This is a genomic window from Paucilactobacillus suebicus DSM 5007 = KCTC 3549, from assembly GCF_001434475.1.
Lineage (GTDB): Bacteria > Bacillota > Bacilli > Lactobacillales > Lactobacillaceae > Paucilactobacillus > Paucilactobacillus suebicus.
On the sequence record NZ_AZGF01000041.1, the window covers coordinates 1 to 18800 of the forward strand.

The window sequence follows — 18800 nt, forward strand, 5'->3', positions numbered from 1 at the left end:
CAACTGGCGTTGCCACATAGTCATCGGCTGCCTTGCTACCATCTTTATAGACATAATGAATTGTTTCGTTCACGGTCCTTGTTTCAGTGGTAACCGTTGAGGCATTCTTAGTGTATACGACTGTGAAATTTAAGTCGTTTGAACTATTGTCGACAGTTTGAGCTGAAACCTTCGTCAAATCTGAGTCTGGTGCATCATTGCTAATTGCCGTATAACCTTTAACTACTGGATTGGCAACTTCTGGGAAATCCGCATTAGTTTCTTTCGTCCACCCAGCAGCGGTCGGAATACCAGTTTCTTTATCCAAAGTACCATCCGTAGTCGTGGTTGAATAATAAATAACGGTTGATCCATCAACTGGATTAGTAACTGTCAAGAAGGTAACTGGCTTCGCAGTATGACTGGAAGCTACCGAATTGCCATCTTGATCAATATAACTAATGGTTTCGTTAACTGTTTTCGTGGTTTCGGTATAGGCTGGAGCGTAAACATAAATGACAGTACCATTATTTCCAGCTTGCGTAAGTGTACCAGTAGCGGTTAAGCTTTTTGCCCCTGTAACGGACCCATCATCCATTTCAATAAACGTATATCCATCAACATCCGCTTGTGTTGTTTCATAGGTTCCATTCACTGCTGCTCCGTTAGGATATGAAACAGTTCCTTCAGCTATTTTTTTACCTGTGGTATCAACATACTCAACATCAACCGTAGCTGCTTGCTTAAAGTCAAAGCTAGTTATCTTAAATTGCTGTAGATTTTTTGCCCCACCAGTAGATGCGCTAACAATCATGGCCATTGCTTGATAAGAGTCCGAAACAGTGGTTGTCCAAGTTAACACATTACCGTCTGTTTCTGTATAATTAACTGTCAATGTTCTTGTTGCCCCATCGTATTGAACAACAAAATCATGAAATTGGCCATTGATATCCGTTTTACTCAAAGATTGTGCGCTTCCGGCAGTATCCTCTGCCCACCATCTTTGCACTGTTGATCCATCCTTCGTGGTAATTTCTTGATTACTGGTATTAACAAAAGTTCCGTATGGCGCCTTTAATGAATCACCATTCCAACCAAAACCGTTAGAATCGGTTGAGGATACTTCACTACCATCCTCATCTGACGATGGTGCTTGGTAACCATTTGACCATGTATCAAGTTTAAAACCAATAGCATCTTGTAGCCCACCAATACCTAAATTGCCACCAGCATTCCCAATGTCAGTCGTGTTACCATTATGAAAAGCAAAGCCAATGCCATCTGCACCGTTCGGATCTGATCCTAAATTAACTTGCCCGATCAGGGTAAAACTAGTATTCATATCAATTTTGCTAGTGAGTGAAAAATTACCAACTTCATTATTTTCATCTGGCGTCAGTGTCACAGTTCCAGTAATAGCATCATAAGTTGCGGAACCATTCAAAGTAAAATATTGTAAAAAATTATCTTTATCAACATGGGTCAGCGCTTCTTCATCTAATGCTAACTCATTAGCGGTACTTAATTGTTGAATCAAGGTACTATAAGAAATCTGAACATTGTTTTCCATTATCTTACTATCAACAGAATTAGTAAGATTATTGGTGACATTTGTTATGCTATTAATTGTTACATCTTTCTGTGAATTATCATTAGTGCTACTTGTTGTGTCGGTTATAGAGCTCTCACTAGTACTACTTGTTGTATCAGCTGCGGAGCTCTCACTAATACTACTTGTTGTGCCAGATGCAGAGTTCTCACTAGTACTACTTGTTGTGTCGGCTGCGGAGCTCCCACTAGTACTACTTGTTGTATCAGCTGCGGAGCTCTCACTAATACTACTTGTTGTGCCAGATGCAGAGTTCTCACTAGTACTACTTGTTGTGTCGGCTGCGGAGCTCCCACTAGTACTACTTGTTGTATCAGCTGCGGAGCTCTCACTAATACTACTTGTTGTGCCAGATGCAGAGTTCTCACTAGTACTACTTGTTGTGTCGGCTGCGGAGCTCCCACTAGTACTACTTGTTGTGTCAGCTGCGGAGCTCTCACTAATACTACTTGTTGTGCCAGATGCAGAGTTCTCACTAGTACTACTTGTTGTGTCGGCTGCGGAGCTCCCACTAGTACTACTTGTTGTGCCGGCTGCAGAGCTCTCACTAGTACTACTTGTTGTGTCGGCTGCGGAGCTCCCACTAGTACTACCTGTTGTGTCAGATGCAGAGCTCTCACTAGTACTACCTGTTGTGTCAGATGCAGAGCTCTCACTAGTACTACTTGTTGTGTCGGCTGCGGAGCTCCCACTAGTACTACCTGTTGTGTCGGCTGCGGAGCTCCCACTAGTGCTAATTGTTGTGCTGGTCGTAGAATTTCCAGTAGTGTCGTTGGTTATATTATTGTTAGAATCAGTATCCGACTCTGTACTATTTGATACCGAAATGTCATTATCCGCTTTAACGATAGTTGTCTCTGTGCCTACTCCTACCCCTAAAGCTACAACAGTGATTGCTGCGAACACCCATATCCTACCTTTTTTGTACATTTTATAATGCAACTTTTCCATCATATTCCCTCCAAATATCCTTGCGTATAATCAGATTGCGTACACCCTATTTGAACATCTAAAATTATAGCATATTTATTATTAGTAAATAATATTTTCTTCATATACTGTAAAAATGCGTAAACTAGATTCTTTTTTAAGCTTGATATTGATAAATTAAGCTACCACTCAATGTTCAAATAGGGTGTAACCCATCGGACTGAACATCACCATTGGTTTGCTGAGTGATGAGGACTTCTGGTTCACCATTATGGATCACAAAGAAGTATAAATGCTCACTCATCGGTTCCGCGGTATCACTATCACAGTAGATCGCAACGAGTTGATACGGCTTGGTTCCGGTACCTGTGTTTGACCATTCAATATCGATTGTTTGGTTATCTAATTTAATCGTGTCTTGCTGAAGTTCGGCCGGGAATTTGATGCCGTAGAAATCGGTGTTATTGCCAGGATAATAGCTTTTGTACTGTTGGTCCATGGTATTACCCCAAGCACTCATAAATGTTGCTAGCTTGGCTTTCTTACTTGAATTCCAAGTTGACTGAACCTGTTTATTTGTGGAACTTGTAGAATTACTGCGTGTTTCATTTTGCGTTGAAGAGCTTTTGCTACTAGTTGTACTATGACTATTTTGACCAATTTTACTGTTACTTTGGCCACAAGCGGCCAATACAAGCGTACTGAGCAATGTGACTGTTACGGTGACTGCTTTTTTCAACGAAATCCCCCCAGATTGTGTTGGAAATATTGTTATAGATGGAAACGGTTTATTTATAAACCAATTTTATCTGACTTAGGTTAATTTTAACAGGTACTATCAGGCAAAAACTAAAAAAATTGATGTTAAAATAGAGCCATCAAACAACTGGAGGGCGTCATGGATAAACTTGTTTCGATCATCATTCCATATTATCGTGAATCTCTGGATCAACTACACGTCGCAATGTCGTCGGTGAACAATCAGACGGGTATCGATTTTAACCAAGTTGAAGTGATTTTGGTTAGTGATGGGGGCCGGTTTGTGGATGTTGATCAACAATTTTCTTACATGAAATGCCAGATTAAATTTTGTCAAAATGAAATTAACGGTGGGGCGGGTGTTGCTCGTCAAATGGGGATGGATGCTGCAGAAGGTAACTACTACATGTTTATTGATGCAGATGATCAGCTACAAAATTGTAACGCACTGGAACCATTTTTTAATGTCGTTGAGTATAACGGTGATCGTGATATCATTACTAGCCGTTACATTGAACAAGTACCAGACGAGGACGCTGGTTTTCGTTATTTGACTCACCAAAGTAAAAACTGGACTTCCCCAGTGGCCAAGTGGTTTAACCGTGACTTTATTAACCGAATTGGTCTGAGGTGGCTTGACGATTTGCGGGTGTTTGAAGATACCTACTTTGTTGGTCTGGCCTGTGAGTTAGCTGGCAGCATCTATTATTCGGAGGCCATCACTTACATGTGGCAATCTAATCCACAGTCGACAATGAGACAACGCAATGGTGATTTCAGCAATCAATTGCACGTGTGGAGTCGTATGAATCATGCTTACCTTGATATGATTAAAATTCACCGACCTAAAATTTTGTTTACCACGTATAGTGATTATGTGGCGGATATCTTTTTAAGAACACAAAAATACGAAGCCGCTGATTCACAGGCGTTCACCGCAGAGCATGAAGCGCTGATGCGAGAATACTGTGATCTATGGCCAGAATTACGGCCACGGCTTCGTAAAATTGTATCAAATTTAGTTTCAACTAGTAATGAATTTAAGGGTAGCAGTACATTGCACCTGCATAGGTTTATTAAACAACAGGATCAAATTACAAAGTTATAGGTGCTTGCTGGCTTCTCTGACAGCTAACTTACTGAGTTTGTGAGTTGCCAGGTAATTTTTAACCCAGGTTGCATCTGTTTTGGCGTAGTCTCTTAGCGACCAGCCGATTGCTTTTTGAATAAAGAATTCATTAGTGTTGATATCGTACTCGATGGCCTGCGTTAGTAAATGCAGGTCAGTTTTTTGTTTGGCCAGCAGTTGAAGATTTATCGCGATTCTGCGGTCCCAAAAATTTTCGGATCCATAGAAGAGATGGAAGACATCATGCTTATATTCTTCATGTAGTATGACATAATCTGCGAATACTTTTCTTAATGGATCGACGCTGTCCCACCAACTTTTCATAGTTACATACTGGCTTAGCCAAATGATATCGTCATAGCGCCAATGTTTCAAAAATTTACCGGCAGCGTCGATGGCCACATATTGATACTCTCGTTCTGGCCGATCAAATAAATCGGCAACGATATTTTTAGCCTCTGCTGGTTTGACAGTTTTGATGAAATCAAAAATTGGTTTGCTTTGGTTGCGTCGACTCGCTGACGAAACACCAACAAACTTAAATTTGTTTTTCATATACTTGGCCATGGCGGTAGGGTCTTTATCGGGAATGAGGCTAAAATTTGCGATTATTTCATTCTGGGCCATTAGTTTCACCTGATTTCTGTTCTTGATGCTAGTATAGTCGATTTATTCAGTGTGAAACGAGCTTGCGGAATGATTTTTGTTTTTTGGTTGGGAATTTGGTGGTTGAAACGTGTAGGGCTTGCTTGCGCACTGTAAGATAGTGATACGCAATATATCGGGATAAAGGACAATCTTACATTGAAATTGTAATTTTATAGCGGAAACGTGCAAAATGACCCAGCTCACCATAATATAACAGCGCCTAGCACATCAGGATAAAGACCAATCCTAATGCGCTAGGCGCTGTTATATTACATGAGCTAAACGGGTCATTTTGCACTCTTTACTAATTTCACCACAACCTCACATTTCGGGGTCTGTGGCATCATGTCTACCGGTTGCATGTATTTTACATCGTATACTTTTGTTAATGGCACTAAATCTCTTGCCAACGTTGATGGGTTACATGATACATAGACAAATTTTTCTGGCTTGGCACGGAGAATTTCCTTGATTAAGCCACCGTCCAGGCCGGAGCGAGGGGGATCAACTACTAATGCATCAAAATTAACTCCGTCATTTAACCATCTTGGCATTACTTTTTCGGCAGTACCTACTTCATACTGTGCGTTATCGATATTGTTTTGTTCTGCATTATACTTGGCATCTGCGACGGCATCGGGGATAACTTCCATCCCCAATACTTGATCAACTTGATTTGCAAATGATAAACCAATCGTTCCAATTCCCGCGTAGGCATCAATTAATGTGTCTTTGCGGCTTGGTTTAAGAGCTTTAGCAGTTTGTTCGTAGAGTACCTTGGTTTGTTCAGGGTTGAGCTGAAGAAACGCGCGTGCTGATAGGCGGAACTTGAGTCCACCAATCATTTCTGTGATGGCATCGTTACCGGCAAGGTGAATGGTTTCATCTCCCCAAACAAGTGGGGATGTACCAGGATTGATGTTTTGCATGACCGAAGTGACCTCGGGTAATCGCTGTTCAATTTGTTCTAGTAATTGATGCTTATGCGGCAACTTTGGGGTGTTTGTGATAATCGTCAACTGTACTTCGCCGGTGCCATCAGCGACACGGACAACGACTGTTTTGATAATACCAGCCTTTGTTTTTTCGTCGTAAACGGGAATCTCTAGTTCTTCGATCAGTTTGACCATGTCCCGCATAACCGTCATTGTAACTGGTATCTGCACAGAACATGATTCTAGATCAACGAGATCATGTGAACCGCTTTGGTACAGACCAGCAGCAACATGACCATCAATCATACGAATTTGAAATTGAGCCTTGTTACGATACTCGTAGGGCATATCCATTCCCAGCGTTGGATGAATCGTGTAGCCGTGATAGCCGGTAGGTTTAAATTTATCGAGAGCCTGTCTGATTAGGTCACGTTTGAATTCTAATTGTTGAGGATAGGCCAAGTGCTCGAGCTCGAAGCCGCCCACGTCCTGTGCGTAATCGTCAGCTGGCTCAACGCGGTGGGGACTCGGTTTACGCAACTTATGAATTTTGGCACGAATAAATCGAGGGTCTGCTTCAGTCACCTCTGCGACAACTACCTCACCGGGTAGTGCAAATGGGACGAAACAAATTTTTCGTTGATAATAGCCAATGCCTTCACCATTGATACCAAGTCGTTTAATGGTGAGCGGAAAACGCTGGCCAATTTCAACTTCGACGTCTTTATGTTGTCTATCCGAATGGCGGTGATTCTGATGGTTGTTCATATTAATTACCTGATTTCATAACGTTCAAATGGGGCTTACCTCGGGCTATTATACAGGTTTCAAACCAGATGTGCCAATATGAGGTACGAATAATATACATAGTTACTGACGCACCAAGAAAATACTTCAAATTAATCATTTTTTTTGATTACTCAACAATGCATCACAAAGGGAAGTGTTTCGTATATACTGAACATAATATATCGTAAACGAAAGGACTGGTTCCATGCCACAAACTACTATTTCACAATTTCAGGAGGGACAACAATTTGACGGTGACTTACTCGTTAAAAAGTTGAACTTTGCCACCACAAAATCTGACAAATCGTACGCATCAATTGATTTTCAAGATCCAACGGGTGTGATTAATGGCAAAATGTGGGACGTGACTGCTGATGACTTAGATTTTGCGCCAGCCGATGTGGTGATGGTGAATGCGGTTGTTGATTCGTATCACGATAAAATGCAATTAAATATCAAAGAAATTCATAAATTAGCCGATGATGATGCATTTAATAAACCAGAATATTACTTAGCGCATGCACCAATTAACAATGAATCATTAAAGAAATATATTCAGGGACAAATCGATACGGTTACTACTAATAATCCTGAGTATGGATTATTACTGGACCAATTGATTAACCATAATGAATTTTCTACCAATGACTTTTATACGCAACCCGCTGCTAGTTCGTTGCACCACGCCTTTGTAGGCGGACTGGCATATCACGTGTTGCGTATGTGTCGCCACGCTAACGCTTTATGTCAAATATACAGTGGCTTGAATCATGACCTGCTAGTGACAGCAACTATTATTCATGATGTTGGTAAAATGCGTGAGTTATCTGGGTATCTGGCGACGGACTACACCTAAGAAGGAAACTTACTGGGTCATATTACGTTGGGGGATGAGTGGATCATCAAAGTGTGCGACAAAAATGGTATTGATACTGATAAGCAGTCAATTGTTCTGTTGCGGCACTGCCTATTAGCTCACCATGGTAAATTGGAATATGGATCCCCAGTGTTAGCACGCATTCCAGAAGCTGCAGCGTTGCACTCAATTGATGAACTGGATGCGACAATGATGACATATGAAAAAAACTATGCTGACATGGAACCAGGTTCGATGAGTAAACGGATATTTAACTTGGACAACCAAATGGTGTTTAAAACTAATGACGAAGATGTGGATTTAGACTAAAGAAATTTTAAAAGCTGTTGAAGAATAGTATGTACTATGCTACATTTTATATATGCTCATATTGAGATATTTTAATACGAGTACATGCACACGTTTTTGATATATGTTTTGAACATTCAAGTATATTAAATTACGTATCCTTCCTTTTACCACTCCAAGGTTTATGATGGGGTGGTTTTTTGTGTTCTTAGACCGGCTCCACAAGCCAGATCATTCCGCTTAACCCAATAAAAAAAGAATTCCAAAGTGCAGGAATTCATTTTTTATTACGTTAATGCTCACGATCTAAACGGCTTGTTCCGCTCTCTACTGAAATGAGCTCCACAACACAGCTCGACATAATATAACGGCATAATCACAACCGGGGCCAAGTGCATGACCCAATTGCAATTATGGCGTTATATTACACGAGCTAACCGTGTTGTTCCGCTCTCTAGAAGTTTGTTTCATCCGGATCCGTTGCTAATCTAGTTGTACCGTGGAGACCGTCTATTGTTTGCATGTCTTCATCACTGATCTTGAAATCAAATAAATTAGTGTTGTCTTTGATTCTGTCGGCGTGAGTTGACTTTGGCAATGGTAAGAAGTGGTGTTGCAATGACCAGCGGAGGATGACTTGTGGCACACTGTGCTGGTACTTGGTTGCCATGTCTTGCAATGCCTTCACCTGGAGTAATTCACCAGTTCCCAATGGACTGTATGCCTCGTTTAAAATGTTATATTGGGCGTTAACTCTTGTAACTTCTGGTTGCATGTCGCTGGGGTTTAAATAGTTTTGGTTTACCGCCGGCGTGATTGTAGCGGTCTTCATTAACGTTGTTAAATGACTGGGGCGGAAGTTAGATACACCGATTGCACGAACCTTGCCGTCACGGTATGCTTCTTCCATTGCACGCCAAGTTTCGGCGTTGATGTCTTCCCAATCGTCTCGGAATTTAATTGGATTTGGCCAGTGGATCAGGTATAGATCAACATAGTCGGTCTCCAATTTTTGCAGTGAAACATCTAGTGCCTGTTTTGTTGACTCGTAACCGTGATCATCATTCCAAAGCTTGGTGGTTAAAAAGATATCATGACGATCAACACTGCTGTCCTTGATACCACGGCCAACGCTTTCTTCGTTGCCATATGCGGCTGCCGTGTCGATGTGCCGGTAGCCGGCGTCCAAGGCAGATTTAACAGACTGGTAGGCCACATCGCCGTCGGGAGTCTGCCAAGTTCCAAATCCGACAACGGGGATTTCGACTCCGTTATTCAATGTATAAGTATCTGTTAGACTTTGCATTCTGTACGCCTCCAAATTAGTTGATGCTCTAACTGTCATTCTACCAGAAGACAGAGTGATAAGAAATCGATTTCATAAAAAATGTAAGTGTTTTCTTTATTGAATGGCATCAACTAATCGCATGCACAACTATGCTGATAAGTTGTTGAATGGCCAGTGCTCTTTTGTGTAGGCCATCTGCCAAAAATGTAATTCATAAGTGCTACTTTGTAAGAAGACTTTTTCAACGTAATCACGCTGGTTGTCAGTCAGCGGCTCACTCATTTTCCCCACAATTTCAATCATTTGATTGGTGCCGTTTTCGAAATCAGCTGCTGAATAACTGTCCAGAAACTGTTGGTAAACGGTAATTGGCGATTTAACATTAGCTAGCCGTTGCCCGATCTCGCTATATAGCCAATAGCACGGCAATAAAGCGGTAACTGCGGCAGCGGGGAAGGCGTTGTTCAGTTGAAAGTTCATGTGCGTAACGTAATCGTAAGCTGTTGGCGCAATCGGTGTTGTCTTGATGTCCTCGTCCGTTAAATGCAGTTCTTGAAACATCGTATGGCGAATATCGGTTTCACCATCGTGCAGACCGGCGGCACCGTCAAGTAGAAACTGTTTAATATCCGGATCACTGATTTGATTAGCAATTTCACCGTGCAAGTCACCAAATTGTTCCAAATAGTAACGATCTTGCATTAGGTAAAACTTAAATTTATCAAGCGGTAAAGTTCCATTAGCAATTTCTTTTATAAATGGATGGTCAAAGCTAGCCTGCCAGATTGGTTTTGCAGCCTCGTGGAGCTGATTAGTAAAATTCATGCGATGCACCTCATCTATAAATATTGGTCTGCGGGTGTGCACCGTTTGGTAGATATAGCGTCTCCCTGCGACAGTATTAACTGTATCAGGTTCAATGGGTATTTCTCAGCACGTGGCACCCCAGACAGATCACGTTCATTGTAAATGGCAGTGATATTATCGTCAACTATGATTACGATAATTTTTTTATGATTTTTGCCAATTTAATTGCTGCAGTTGTGAATTCTGATTCATCAGTGTATGCGAATGAGAGCCTTAGTGAATGGTTGTAATGGTAATCGTAGACATCTCCCGGATTCAATAAAATATTATTTTCAGTTGCCTGTTTAAAGAGCTGATCCATGTGTAAATGTTTTTTTAAGGTTAGCCAAATGTAAAAACCACCAGCAGGCCGGTGCCACGTTGCTAAATCGGTGAAGTATCGGTCTAGAGTTTGTAGTGCGTTATCACGTCGATTCTTGAGTGTTGTTTTCAACTCATCAAGATGCTGCTCGTACAGCCCGCTGGTTAGAAATTCTCTGAAGATCCACTGAGATACCGAACTAGCACCGTAATCCATTTGCATTTTGACGTCACCTAATCGCTGAACGATTGGCTCAGGGGCGACCATCCAGCCAATTCGTAATCCAGGAGCAAGTGTTTTTGATGCACTACCCAAGTATATGACCATTCCTCGGTCATCCATACTTTTCAGCGTGGCTGGCTGTTGATTGTAGCACAACTCGTGATAGGCACCATCTTCAATAATGGGGAGCTGATGATCAACACAAAATTTCAAAAGTTCGCTACGACGTTGGGATGACATAGTGATACCTGACGGGTTTTGATTAGTTGGAATGGTGTATAGAATTTGTTTGTGGTTGGATTTTTTCATTAGTTCTTGCATTTGCCAGTATTTAAGGCCGTCATTATCCATGGGGACGCCTGCAAGTTCCATTCCCTCTGATTGAAAGACCTGCAGGGACTTGATATATGTTGGTTGTTCGGTTATTACGGTTGAGCCTCGTTGTAGTAGTGAGACAGAAATAAGTTGCAAAGCTTGTAATGCACCAGAAGTGATTAGAATGTTTGCAGGTGTTGTCTTTACTCCCAGCGTCGCCATGTGCGCGACAATGGCTTGACGAAGTTCCAACAATCCAAGTGGTTCTAAGTAACCAAGCTGAGAAATATTATTACCCAGACGTTGCAAAATGGTTTTCCACATTTTAGTTGGAAACAGACGTGGGTCTAGTTCGCCAGTACCAAGTCGCACCATTGATGGGTCGAATTCCAACCGATTAATTGATTGAATAATTTGATTGTTTTGCTTGAAAAAGCCAGAGCTGACTAGATGATTCCAACTGGTATCTGTCGGCAGCATTAGCGACCATGTATTACTGATAACACGGGTGCCAGCACCACGACTGCCAGCAATAATACCGTATGAAGTTAGTTCATCGATGGCGGTAGTGATGGTACTGCGGTTAACACCCAAAGATTGTGACAATGATCGTTGTGATGGCAATCGGGTACCGACTGCCCATTCACCACTCGCAATTTTGGCGCAAATTAACTGCACGATTTGACGATAGATGGGTACTTGGCTTTGTTTATCGGGCTTCCAGTCGATTTGAACTGGTTCAATATTTGTCATTGTCTTCCTCCACTTGGCTGGGCTAATTTATGTTATTTGGCTGGTTACACAACCAGATATTTTATATATAATCGGTTTAATTGCTATTGTTATAGCATAATTGTGGCTGAATGAGTATACTATTTGGCTGGTGGGAGAGAATAAATGCAGTATTTTTTACAAGGATTAACAATGGGATTGGCCTACGTAGCACCGATTGGACTCCAAAATCTATTCATCATTAATTCAGCATTGACACAAACGAGACGACGAGCACTGATTACGGCAATTTGTGTTATTTTTTTTGATATTAGTTTGTCGCTGGCCAGTTTTTTTGGCATTGGCGCCGTGATGAAAAAATTTGAATGGTTACAGATGATTGTTCTACTAGTGGGTAGTTTAATTGTTGTATGGATTGGCATTAGTCTATTTAGATCACAAGTTGAAGAAATTGGTCGTTCAAAGCCGGTCACCTCAATTTGGAAAACGTTCGTGAATGCATTCATTGTCACGTGGATTAACCCACAAGCGATCATTGATGGAACGATGATGTTGGGTGCGTTTCGAGTGACGTTACCAGCCAGTCAATCGGTGACCTTTGTGTCTGGCGTGGGAAGTGCATCCGTTATTTGGTTCATTGCTCTGACGATGGTAATTTCATTATTTAGCAGACATTTCACCACTAAGACACTGCGCATGATCAATATTATCTGTGGGGCGGTGATTGTTCTTTATGGCGTGAAGTTATTTGCCAACTTTATCACCTTAGCAATTCATTAGAACAAAGCATAACTTTATTACGTTAAGTAGTCGCACACGTATACACTGAATGATATAATCCAATTAACGTGGTAGCGAGCGACATTTCTTAAAAGAAGTCAGAGGCGCGAAAGCTACCCAAAATTTGGACTTGGGGGATTCGGTGTGACTAAGCAGAAATCATTAACAATTCTGCGAACCGTGATTAAAGTTATTGGGTTTGCGATCATCGCTTTTTTTGCTTACATATTGTTCAAACAGCTTAACGATTACACCGGCTATGCGGCCGATGATTATTTATACCATTTCTTTTTTCGAGGTGAATGGCCAACTAAGAACCTATCTGGTATCCATAATCTTGGTGATTTGTTACAGTCGATTCAAATTCATACGCGGATTAATAATGGTCGTTTCGTCGCGCACACCGGTGTGCAACTGTTTATGCAGTTCCCAAAATCAGTGTATAACGTGGCCAACTCGATCGTGTTTGTAATGGTGGCTTTTCTAATTGATATTCACGTATTTGGTAGTTTAAAAAAATTGCGAGTCAGTTATTTTGCACTAACGTTCGGCCTTATGTGGCTGTGCCTACCAGATTATGGCACATCAATTCTGTGGCTGTCGGGTGGCTTCAACTACCTCTGGGTGGTCCTGATTTATCTATCGTATTTGCTGCCATACCGCTTTAATTATCACGCAAAGCATCCCCGTATCATGTTTGCCGGTATGCTAGTGTTAGGATTTCTAGCTGGTGGGACTAACGAAAATACCGCTCCGCTGACAATTTTTGTTGCACTGTCTCTGACGATCTATGACTGGTCAAGATCAAAGGGCCAGTTGGGATGGAAGTGGGCAGGTGGATTAGCTGCGGCCTGCAGCTTCTGGACGGTCGTGATGTCCGGAGCTAATCAAATCGGTAAGCGTGGTTCTCAATTTGAATTAAGCAATATTATTAACTACACGATGAAGTATTCGGGTGCACTTATCCTGTTTACGCTGATTTTTCTACTGTATATGTATCATCAGCACCGCTCATACGGCCATGCGTTGATTTGGCAAAACGAACGCACCTATTTTGCCGCTTTATTTTATTTCATTGGCGGTATATTAGGCATCATGGCCTTAATTATGTCACCAGAAATCGTTAGTCGAGTCTTTTTTGGACCCAATATTTATTTCATTACCTCAATTTTGATCTTACTGTACGATCACGCTGAATTACGCCATTGGTCGATGCTCGACCATGTAACACCGATTGTTGCCGCATGTTTGATGCTATTTGTGGGAATCCCGGTTTATCACGCAGCTGTTAAATCGGTTTATGTTTCGTACACTTACTGGAAAACGGGTGACACGATTGCTCGCTATGATGCTAAACATGGCATTAAACAAGCAAAGGTGCCAGGGATGCCACCAGTCACTAACAACCACAACGTTTATTTAACACAAACCTATGTTAGTCCTGGAAAACCGAACAAACAGTGGTTTAACGTGTGGATGGCTAAGTATTATGGACTAAAGTCGGTGACGATCGATAATTCGATTGAACCGGTGAAGGTACCAATCAATAAGCAGAGTATTACTTGGGGAACCTATCAGTTCTTGAATGCATTTCACAGAGATGTGACTGGCATGCTGAGACCCATTACCGTACATGCGGCGACACAAATGAAGACTGCAACGATTGACTACGTTGATCAGAATGGCAACACTGTTGGAACAGAGTCTATCAGCGGTAAAGTAGGAACATCATTTGACATCAGTCACGCATCTACTGACGGCTATCAAACGCTAGCGGGTAATTCACAGAGCTATACATTTACAACCGCGGCCAATCAAAAAGTGACGGTGAATGTCAAAAAACAGGCCGCGTCAGCGACTACCACGATTGTGTACAAGGTGAAGAAAACTGGTAAGATCGTTGCTCGTGAAGCCATTAATGGTCAAGTGGGCCAAAAATATGATATCAGCCATGCCTCCACTGCGGGATACACTACCAACAAGGGTAATGCTTCGACATATACATTTACCGATCAGAGTAATCAACGGGTGATCCGCTATGTTCACCCTACGATGCAAGGCACGATAATTAACTATCTGTATCAGGGCAAACGCGTGCATCAAGAATACTTACAAAAAGCGACTGGTACATCGTTCAAAGTGGTAGCACCGCTAAGATTTAAGATCATTGGTGGCCAACAAATTCATTACACAATGCCTAAGACAGGCATTGCAACAATCAACGTGAAGGTCCAACCGATGTCATTATTTAAAAGATTCGCGCTCAATGGTGATTTACAATTGTTGTTAGCGGGGATGTTAATCTTTATCTTGTGGGATAATTGGATTGCATTTCATCAAACGAAAGTGAATCGTGATGAAGTGACGCAGGTGCGATTGAGACAGAAAAAAGAAGAGCAGGACAATAAAAAATAAGCCTCAGTGGGCTTATTTTTTTGGTTATTCGGATAAATCGTGAGACATTGCTACTTTCATTTGTACCACAAAGCGAACCAGCACATAGATAACAACCGCAACGGCGATGGTTGATTCAATGATGACCAAGATTTGGTAAGTAATGCTATAAATCATACCAAGGCTTAAGTACGGTCGAGCATTGGCCAGTGCACTAGCGGAGATAACTAATGGAAAAGTGAAACCGGCAAAACTTGAGGCAAATGGTAGTGATATCATACCGTGAATCGTGATGATTGTGAGTAGGTAGAAAATCTGAGAGATTACTAGCAGAGCGATAATCATCGGCAGTTGTGGGTGACTAAATGCGTGCAAGTAACCGTCTAAGCACAGTGATCCTGGAGCAGCCAGAATTGTGATTAACGGCAACATTGCACTGGGGATGTTGCCACTACGATATATGCGATTCAAAATCATGGGTAGCAAGACCACATAGCATATCAATGCAACCCAAAAACAGTTTTTTCCAATGATGGAATTGAACGGACGGCAAGTGATTGCACCGACACCAATCCCAACGTACGTGACGAACCAGCTGGGCGAGATACGTTGCCGAGAAAATAAGTGGCTTTTGATAATTTGGCCGCTTAAGGTAAATATAAAACCTACATGAAGAGCTAGGGCAAGCAACCAGATTAGTTTTGCTATAGGGTAATTACTGAAATTTGTGATCAAGATCATAATTGTCATTGGAATTGTTGGTGCAACTGACATAATAATTGGTGACCCTAGTTCTCGGATAACTGACCGAGGGGTGATAACTAATTTTAAAATTAACAGTAATAATAGTATGACGGATATAATGGTTACTGCAGTGCCTAGGAAGGCTAAATGTTCAAAGCTAAAAAAGCTTCCAAGTGTTGCAATAGCAAGAGCAACACCTCCGAATGGTATGGGCAACTGAGTGAAAAAGTGTTTCATAGAGGATACCTCAATTTGTGATAATTAATGGACTAATTATAGGTGACAAAGCAGTAAATGAATAGTGCTGTGTCACAAAATAACTTGCCACAACCGCTTACATCAAGTATCATTAATCTGACAATTAAATCGATTTGACACTAGGGGTGTTCGTAGAGGAACTGAGACACGTTTGAACAACGTGATCCCTTTGAACCTGTAAGTTCGAACTTGCGTAGGAAAGTGAATTAATTAGGTGCGGAGAAAAGCGTTAAAACCCGAGCAATAGCCTAGGATGATCAATAATCGGCGTATTTCCGATTGTTGATTTTCCGTAGCTATGCACAGGGTTTGCTTTTCGGAGCCGGTTAAAATTAGGTGCGGAGAAAGGCGTTTAGATCCGAGCAATAGCGGTGACCATCGAATAATCGGTGGGCTACCGATTGTTTGATGATCATGGCTATGCACAGGATCTGCCTTTCGGAGCCGGTTACCGGCAGTGCATATCCCACCCCGCACCAAACAGCAAAAAAGAACTTGTGGCAAATAAAAACCACTAGTTCTTTTTTTGAATTAACAGATCGAATTGTTAAAACGTCTTATTTGTCGCAAATAAAACCGTGTTCAAGGGCGCTAAGGCCTTTTCACACTCTGACAGGAGACTTACCAAAATGCATACAGAACTACTAAATGATTTACGTAACCAGAATCCAATTGTTTTTAATATTTCCAACTTTGTGACTGTTCAAGATGTCGCCAATGGAATTAATGCAATCGGTGCATCACCGATTATGTCTCAAGAAATCGATGAAGCCCCCGCGATGGTACAAATTAGTTCAGCTGTGACCATTAACATTGGGACGCTGACAACCAAACAAATTGCACAAGCTAAAGTTGTTGGTGAGACCGCAAATCAATACCATAAACCAGTGGTGTTGGACCCAGTAGCGGTGGGAGCAGTTAAATACCGCCTAGATGCGGTCAAGGAATTAATGAACGATTTCAAAGTTGATATTATTCGTGGCAATGCGGGAGAAATCGCGGCTCTGGCTGATATTGACTGGCAAGCTAAAGGAATTGATGCTGGAACTGGCAATCAAGATTTAGATCTGATTGCTAAAACTTGTGCTCAAAAACATCAGTGTACTGTTATTTTAAGCGGGGTAACTGATGTTATTTCTGATGGTGAACACGTTGTTCACGTGAAAAATGGTACGACACTGTTTCAACTTCATGTTGGATCAGGAGATATGCTGAGTAGTGTTGTAGCAGCATTTGCGGCAGTAAATGACAATTTATTTGAAGCAGCTCAGACTGCCTGTGCAGTCTTTGCGACTACCGGGCAAATTGTGGCGGAACGATTACAAGAAGAACGACCTGGAACGTTTTCAACGGAATTGATGGATGAACTTCACTTGATTACGGTCGATGAAATTAATGCGAAACTTGAGGTGGAATCAAAATAATGGACGAACAATTTACACAAGCGTTATCAATTGCTGGATCAGATAGTGGTGGTGGGGCCGGTATGCAGGCCGATTTAAAGACGATTCAGGAACGACACGTTTTTGCGACAACTGTGTTAGTTGCGATCACCGCGCAAAATACACTGGGCGTCGATGATTTTGTGGCACTATCACCAAAAATTATCGATGAACAGTTTGCGGCAATCGCTAATGATTTGCAGATCAGGGCATGCAAGACGGGGATGTTAGCTGATGTGACGCGCGTTGAAACAGTGGTTAAAAATCTGAAAAAGTACAACATGGGACCACTAACGGTTGATCCAGTTATGATTGCTAAGGGTGGTGCCCCGTTGCTTAGCGAGGACGCTGTTGCTGTTGTTCGCGATGAGCTATTACCGCTAGCAACAGTCGCAACTCCCAATTTACCCGAAGCTGAAAAGCTGGCTGATATGAAAATTCAAACGGAAGACGATATGATTGTGGCTGCGAAAAGGCTACAGCAGATTGGTGTCAAAAATGTAATGGTCAAAGGTGGCCACTTTGTTAGTGATGACCAAAGCAGTGATTTCGTTTTGCTTGAAGATGGAAAATCGTTTTGGCTCAGTGCTCCGCGAGTTGATACTGTTCGAACGCATGGAACCGGCGACACGCTGTCAGCCTGCATTACTGCTGAACTGGCCAAGGGTCACACAGTTGAGGATGCCATTCGTACTGGTAAAAAATTTGTGGATGCTACCATTCGTGATGGTATCATCGTTGGGCACGGTCATGGCCCACTGAATCACTGGGCATATCGGAAGGTGGAAAATGATGAAATTTAAATCAGACATGCTTCAGGTATACTTGATTGCAGGAACTCAAGATGTTGGCGGGGATGTAGCTGATTACCTACGTCGTGTTGAAGCATCAATGAAAGCTGGAATTACAGCCTTTCAATTTCGCGATAAGGATGGTTCCAAACTAACAAGTTCCGAACGTTTAGATCTAGCAAAGCGGAGTAGACAATTAGCCACAAAATACAATGTTCCATTTATCATTGATGATGACTATGAAATGGCCATCAATGTCCATGCAGATGGTGTTCACGTTGGTCAAAAGGATCAACGAATCGACGAAGTTCTAAGGGCCGTTGGTGATGAAATGTTTGTCGGATATTCTTGCGATACGTTGGATCAAATTGAACATGCCAATCAGTTGCCAATCGCTTATGTCGGTAGTGGACCGGTTTTTCCAACTGGATCAAAAGATGATGCAGACCCAGTGATGGGATTCGTAAAATTGCATGAATTGGTTGAACAATCTGTTCATCCGATTGTAGCAGTCGGAGGTATCACACCAGCCAACGCAGCTGATGTGATTAAGACAGGTGTCGCCGGTATTTCTGGTATTTCAATGATTATGAAGAGTACAGATGTAGTGAAAACAGTAGACGAATTGAAACGACTTTATTAAAAAGAGGTGGTGAATTAAAATTTCACCACCTCTTTTTTGGTTATTAAGATTTAAGGTTCTACAATATTTGGTACTGATAG

At 41.8% G+C, this 18800-nt stretch carries 16 protein-coding genes, 1 pseudogene and 2 riboswitches; of the genes and pseudogenes, 8 read left to right on the forward strand and 9 right to left on the reverse strand.

Translation table 11 applies throughout. The annotated features are described in order from the left end of the window. The 3 genes and pseudogenes from FD16_RS13180 to FD16_RS11265 form a co-directional block, all read right to left on the reverse strand. Nucleotides 1-1549: lectin-like domain-containing protein (locus FD16_RS13180; protein WP_235804815.1), on the reverse strand; the 1549-nt coding region annotated here is incomplete at its 3' end. Nucleotides 1550-2473: 924 nt separating this feature from the next. Further along, nucleotides 2474-2542 (reverse strand): annotated as a pseudogene (locus FD16_RS13305) (KxYKxGKxW signal peptide domain-containing protein); the annotation flags it as partial. Between the two features lie 172 nt (nt 2543-2714). After that, nucleotides 2715-3257: a DUF4767 domain-containing protein gene (locus tag FD16_RS11265; protein WP_010622505.1), complete on the reverse strand. Its 543-nt coding sequence runs from the start codon at nt 3255-3257 to the stop codon at nt 2715-2717. A gap of 159 nt (nt 3258-3416) precedes the next feature. On the opposite strand from FD16_RS11265, the gene FD16_RS11270 reads away from it, so the two are divergent. Next, nucleotides 3417-4385, forward strand: a complete 969-nt coding sequence (locus FD16_RS11270) for a glycosyltransferase family 2 protein (RefSeq protein WP_010622506.1) — start codon at nt 3417-3419, stop codon at nt 4383-4385. Here FD16_RS11270 and FD16_RS11275 read toward each other — a convergent pair. Both FD16_RS11275 and rlmD read right to left on the reverse strand, forming a co-directional pair. Then, on the reverse strand, nt 4380-5033 hold the full coding sequence (locus tag FD16_RS11275) for a DNA alkylation repair protein (protein WP_010622507.1): 654 nt from the start codon (nt 5031-5033) through the stop codon (nt 4380-4382). The two genes, FD16_RS11270 and FD16_RS11275, sit on opposite strands and share 6 nt — an antisense overlap. A 308-nt stretch (nt 5034-5341) precedes the next feature. Then, nucleotides 5342-6757 carry a 23S rRNA (uracil(1939)-C(5))-methyltransferase RlmD gene (rlmD, locus tag FD16_RS11280; RefSeq protein WP_010622508.1) on the reverse strand — a complete coding sequence of 472 codons (1416 nt, stop codon included), beginning with the start codon at nt 6755-6757 and terminating at the stop codon, nt 5342-5344. Between the two features lie 226 nt (nt 6758-6983). On the opposite strand from rlmD, the gene FD16_RS11285 reads away from it, so the two are divergent. Both FD16_RS11285 and FD16_RS11290 read left to right on the forward strand, forming a co-directional pair. After that, the gene (locus FD16_RS11285; RefSeq protein ID WP_010622509.1) at nt 6984-7634 is read left to right on the forward strand and encodes a CMP-binding factor; all 651 of its coding nucleotides are present in this window, start codon (nt 6984-6986) and stop codon (nt 7632-7634) included. A 51-nt stretch (nt 7635-7685) separates the two neighbouring features. After that, a complete protein-coding gene (locus tag FD16_RS11290; RefSeq protein ID WP_010622510.1) occupies nt 7686-7964 on the forward strand; it encodes a hypothetical protein in 279 nt (92 codons plus the stop codon). 433 nt (nt 7965-8397) lie between these two features. On the opposite strand, the gene FD16_RS11295 is transcribed toward FD16_RS11290, so the two are convergent. The 3 genes from FD16_RS11295 to pdxR all read right to left on the reverse strand — a co-directional run bounded on the left by FD16_RS11295 (nt 8398) and on the right by pdxR (nt 11689). After that, complete coding sequence (locus tag FD16_RS11295; RefSeq protein ID WP_010622511.1) at nt 8398-9249, reverse strand: aldo/keto reductase; 852 nt, start codon at nt 9247-9249, stop codon at nt 8398-8400. A 129-nt stretch (nt 9250-9378) separates the two neighbouring features. After that, a complete protein-coding gene (gene tenA / locus FD16_RS11300) occupies nt 9379-10056 on the reverse strand; it encodes a thiaminase II (RefSeq protein ID WP_010622512.1) in 678 nt (225 codons plus the stop codon). Between the two features lie 45 nt (nt 10057-10101). Beyond that, nucleotides 10102-10189, reverse strand: a riboswitch (TPP riboswitch). A gap of 39 nt (nt 10190-10228) precedes the next feature. After that, nucleotides 10229-11689 carry a MocR-like pyridoxine biosynthesis transcription factor PdxR gene (gene pdxR, locus FD16_RS11305; protein WP_010622513.1) on the reverse strand — a complete coding sequence of 487 codons (1461 nt, stop codon included), beginning with the start codon at nt 11687-11689 and terminating at the stop codon, nt 10229-10231. Nucleotides 11690-11833: 144 nt separating this feature from the next. Here pdxR and FD16_RS11310 point away from each other — a divergent pair, with 144 nt between their 5' ends. Both FD16_RS11310 and FD16_RS11315 read left to right on the forward strand, forming a co-directional pair. Continuing rightward, nucleotides 11834-12448 carry a LysE/ArgO family amino acid transporter gene (locus FD16_RS11310; RefSeq protein ID WP_010622514.1) on the forward strand — a complete coding sequence of 205 codons (615 nt, stop codon included), beginning with the start codon at nt 11834-11836 and terminating at the stop codon, nt 12446-12448. A 144-nt stretch (nt 12449-12592) separates the two neighbouring features. Then, nucleotides 12593-14863 carry a DUF6056 family protein gene (locus FD16_RS11315; RefSeq protein WP_010622515.1) on the forward strand — a complete coding sequence of 757 codons (2271 nt, stop codon included), beginning with the start codon at nt 12593-12595 and terminating at the stop codon, nt 14861-14863. 24 nt (nt 14864-14887) lie between these two features. On the opposite strand, the gene FD16_RS11320 is transcribed toward FD16_RS11315, so the two are convergent. Beyond that, nucleotides 14888-15823 carry a TDT family transporter gene (locus tag FD16_RS11320; RefSeq protein ID WP_010622516.1) on the reverse strand — a complete coding sequence of 312 codons (936 nt, stop codon included), beginning with the start codon at nt 15821-15823 and terminating at the stop codon, nt 14888-14890. Nucleotides 15824-15955: 132 nt separating this feature from the next. After that, a riboswitch (TPP riboswitch) is annotated at nt 15956-16061 on the forward strand. 412 nt (nt 16062-16473) lie between these two features. On the opposite strand from FD16_RS11320, the gene thiM reads away from it, so the two are divergent. The 3 genes from thiM to thiE are packed head-to-tail and all read left to right on the forward strand — an operon-like array spanning nt 16474 to nt 18720. Next, a complete protein-coding gene (thiM, locus tag FD16_RS11325) occupies nt 16474-17268 on the forward strand; it encodes a hydroxyethylthiazole kinase (protein ID WP_010622517.1) in 795 nt (264 codons plus the stop codon). Further along, a complete protein-coding gene (gene thiD / locus FD16_RS11330) occupies nt 17268-18089 on the forward strand; it encodes a bifunctional hydroxymethylpyrimidine kinase/phosphomethylpyrimidine kinase (RefSeq protein ID WP_010622518.1) in 822 nt (273 codons plus the stop codon). The genes thiM and thiD overlap by 1 nt, the downstream gene beginning before the upstream one ends. After that, a complete protein-coding gene (thiE, locus tag FD16_RS11335) occupies nt 18079-18720 on the forward strand; it encodes a thiamine phosphate synthase (RefSeq protein WP_010622519.1) in 642 nt (213 codons plus the stop codon). Before thiD ends, thiE begins: the two co-directional genes overlap by 11 nt. The last annotated feature ends 80 nt before the right edge of the window (nt 18721-18800 follow it).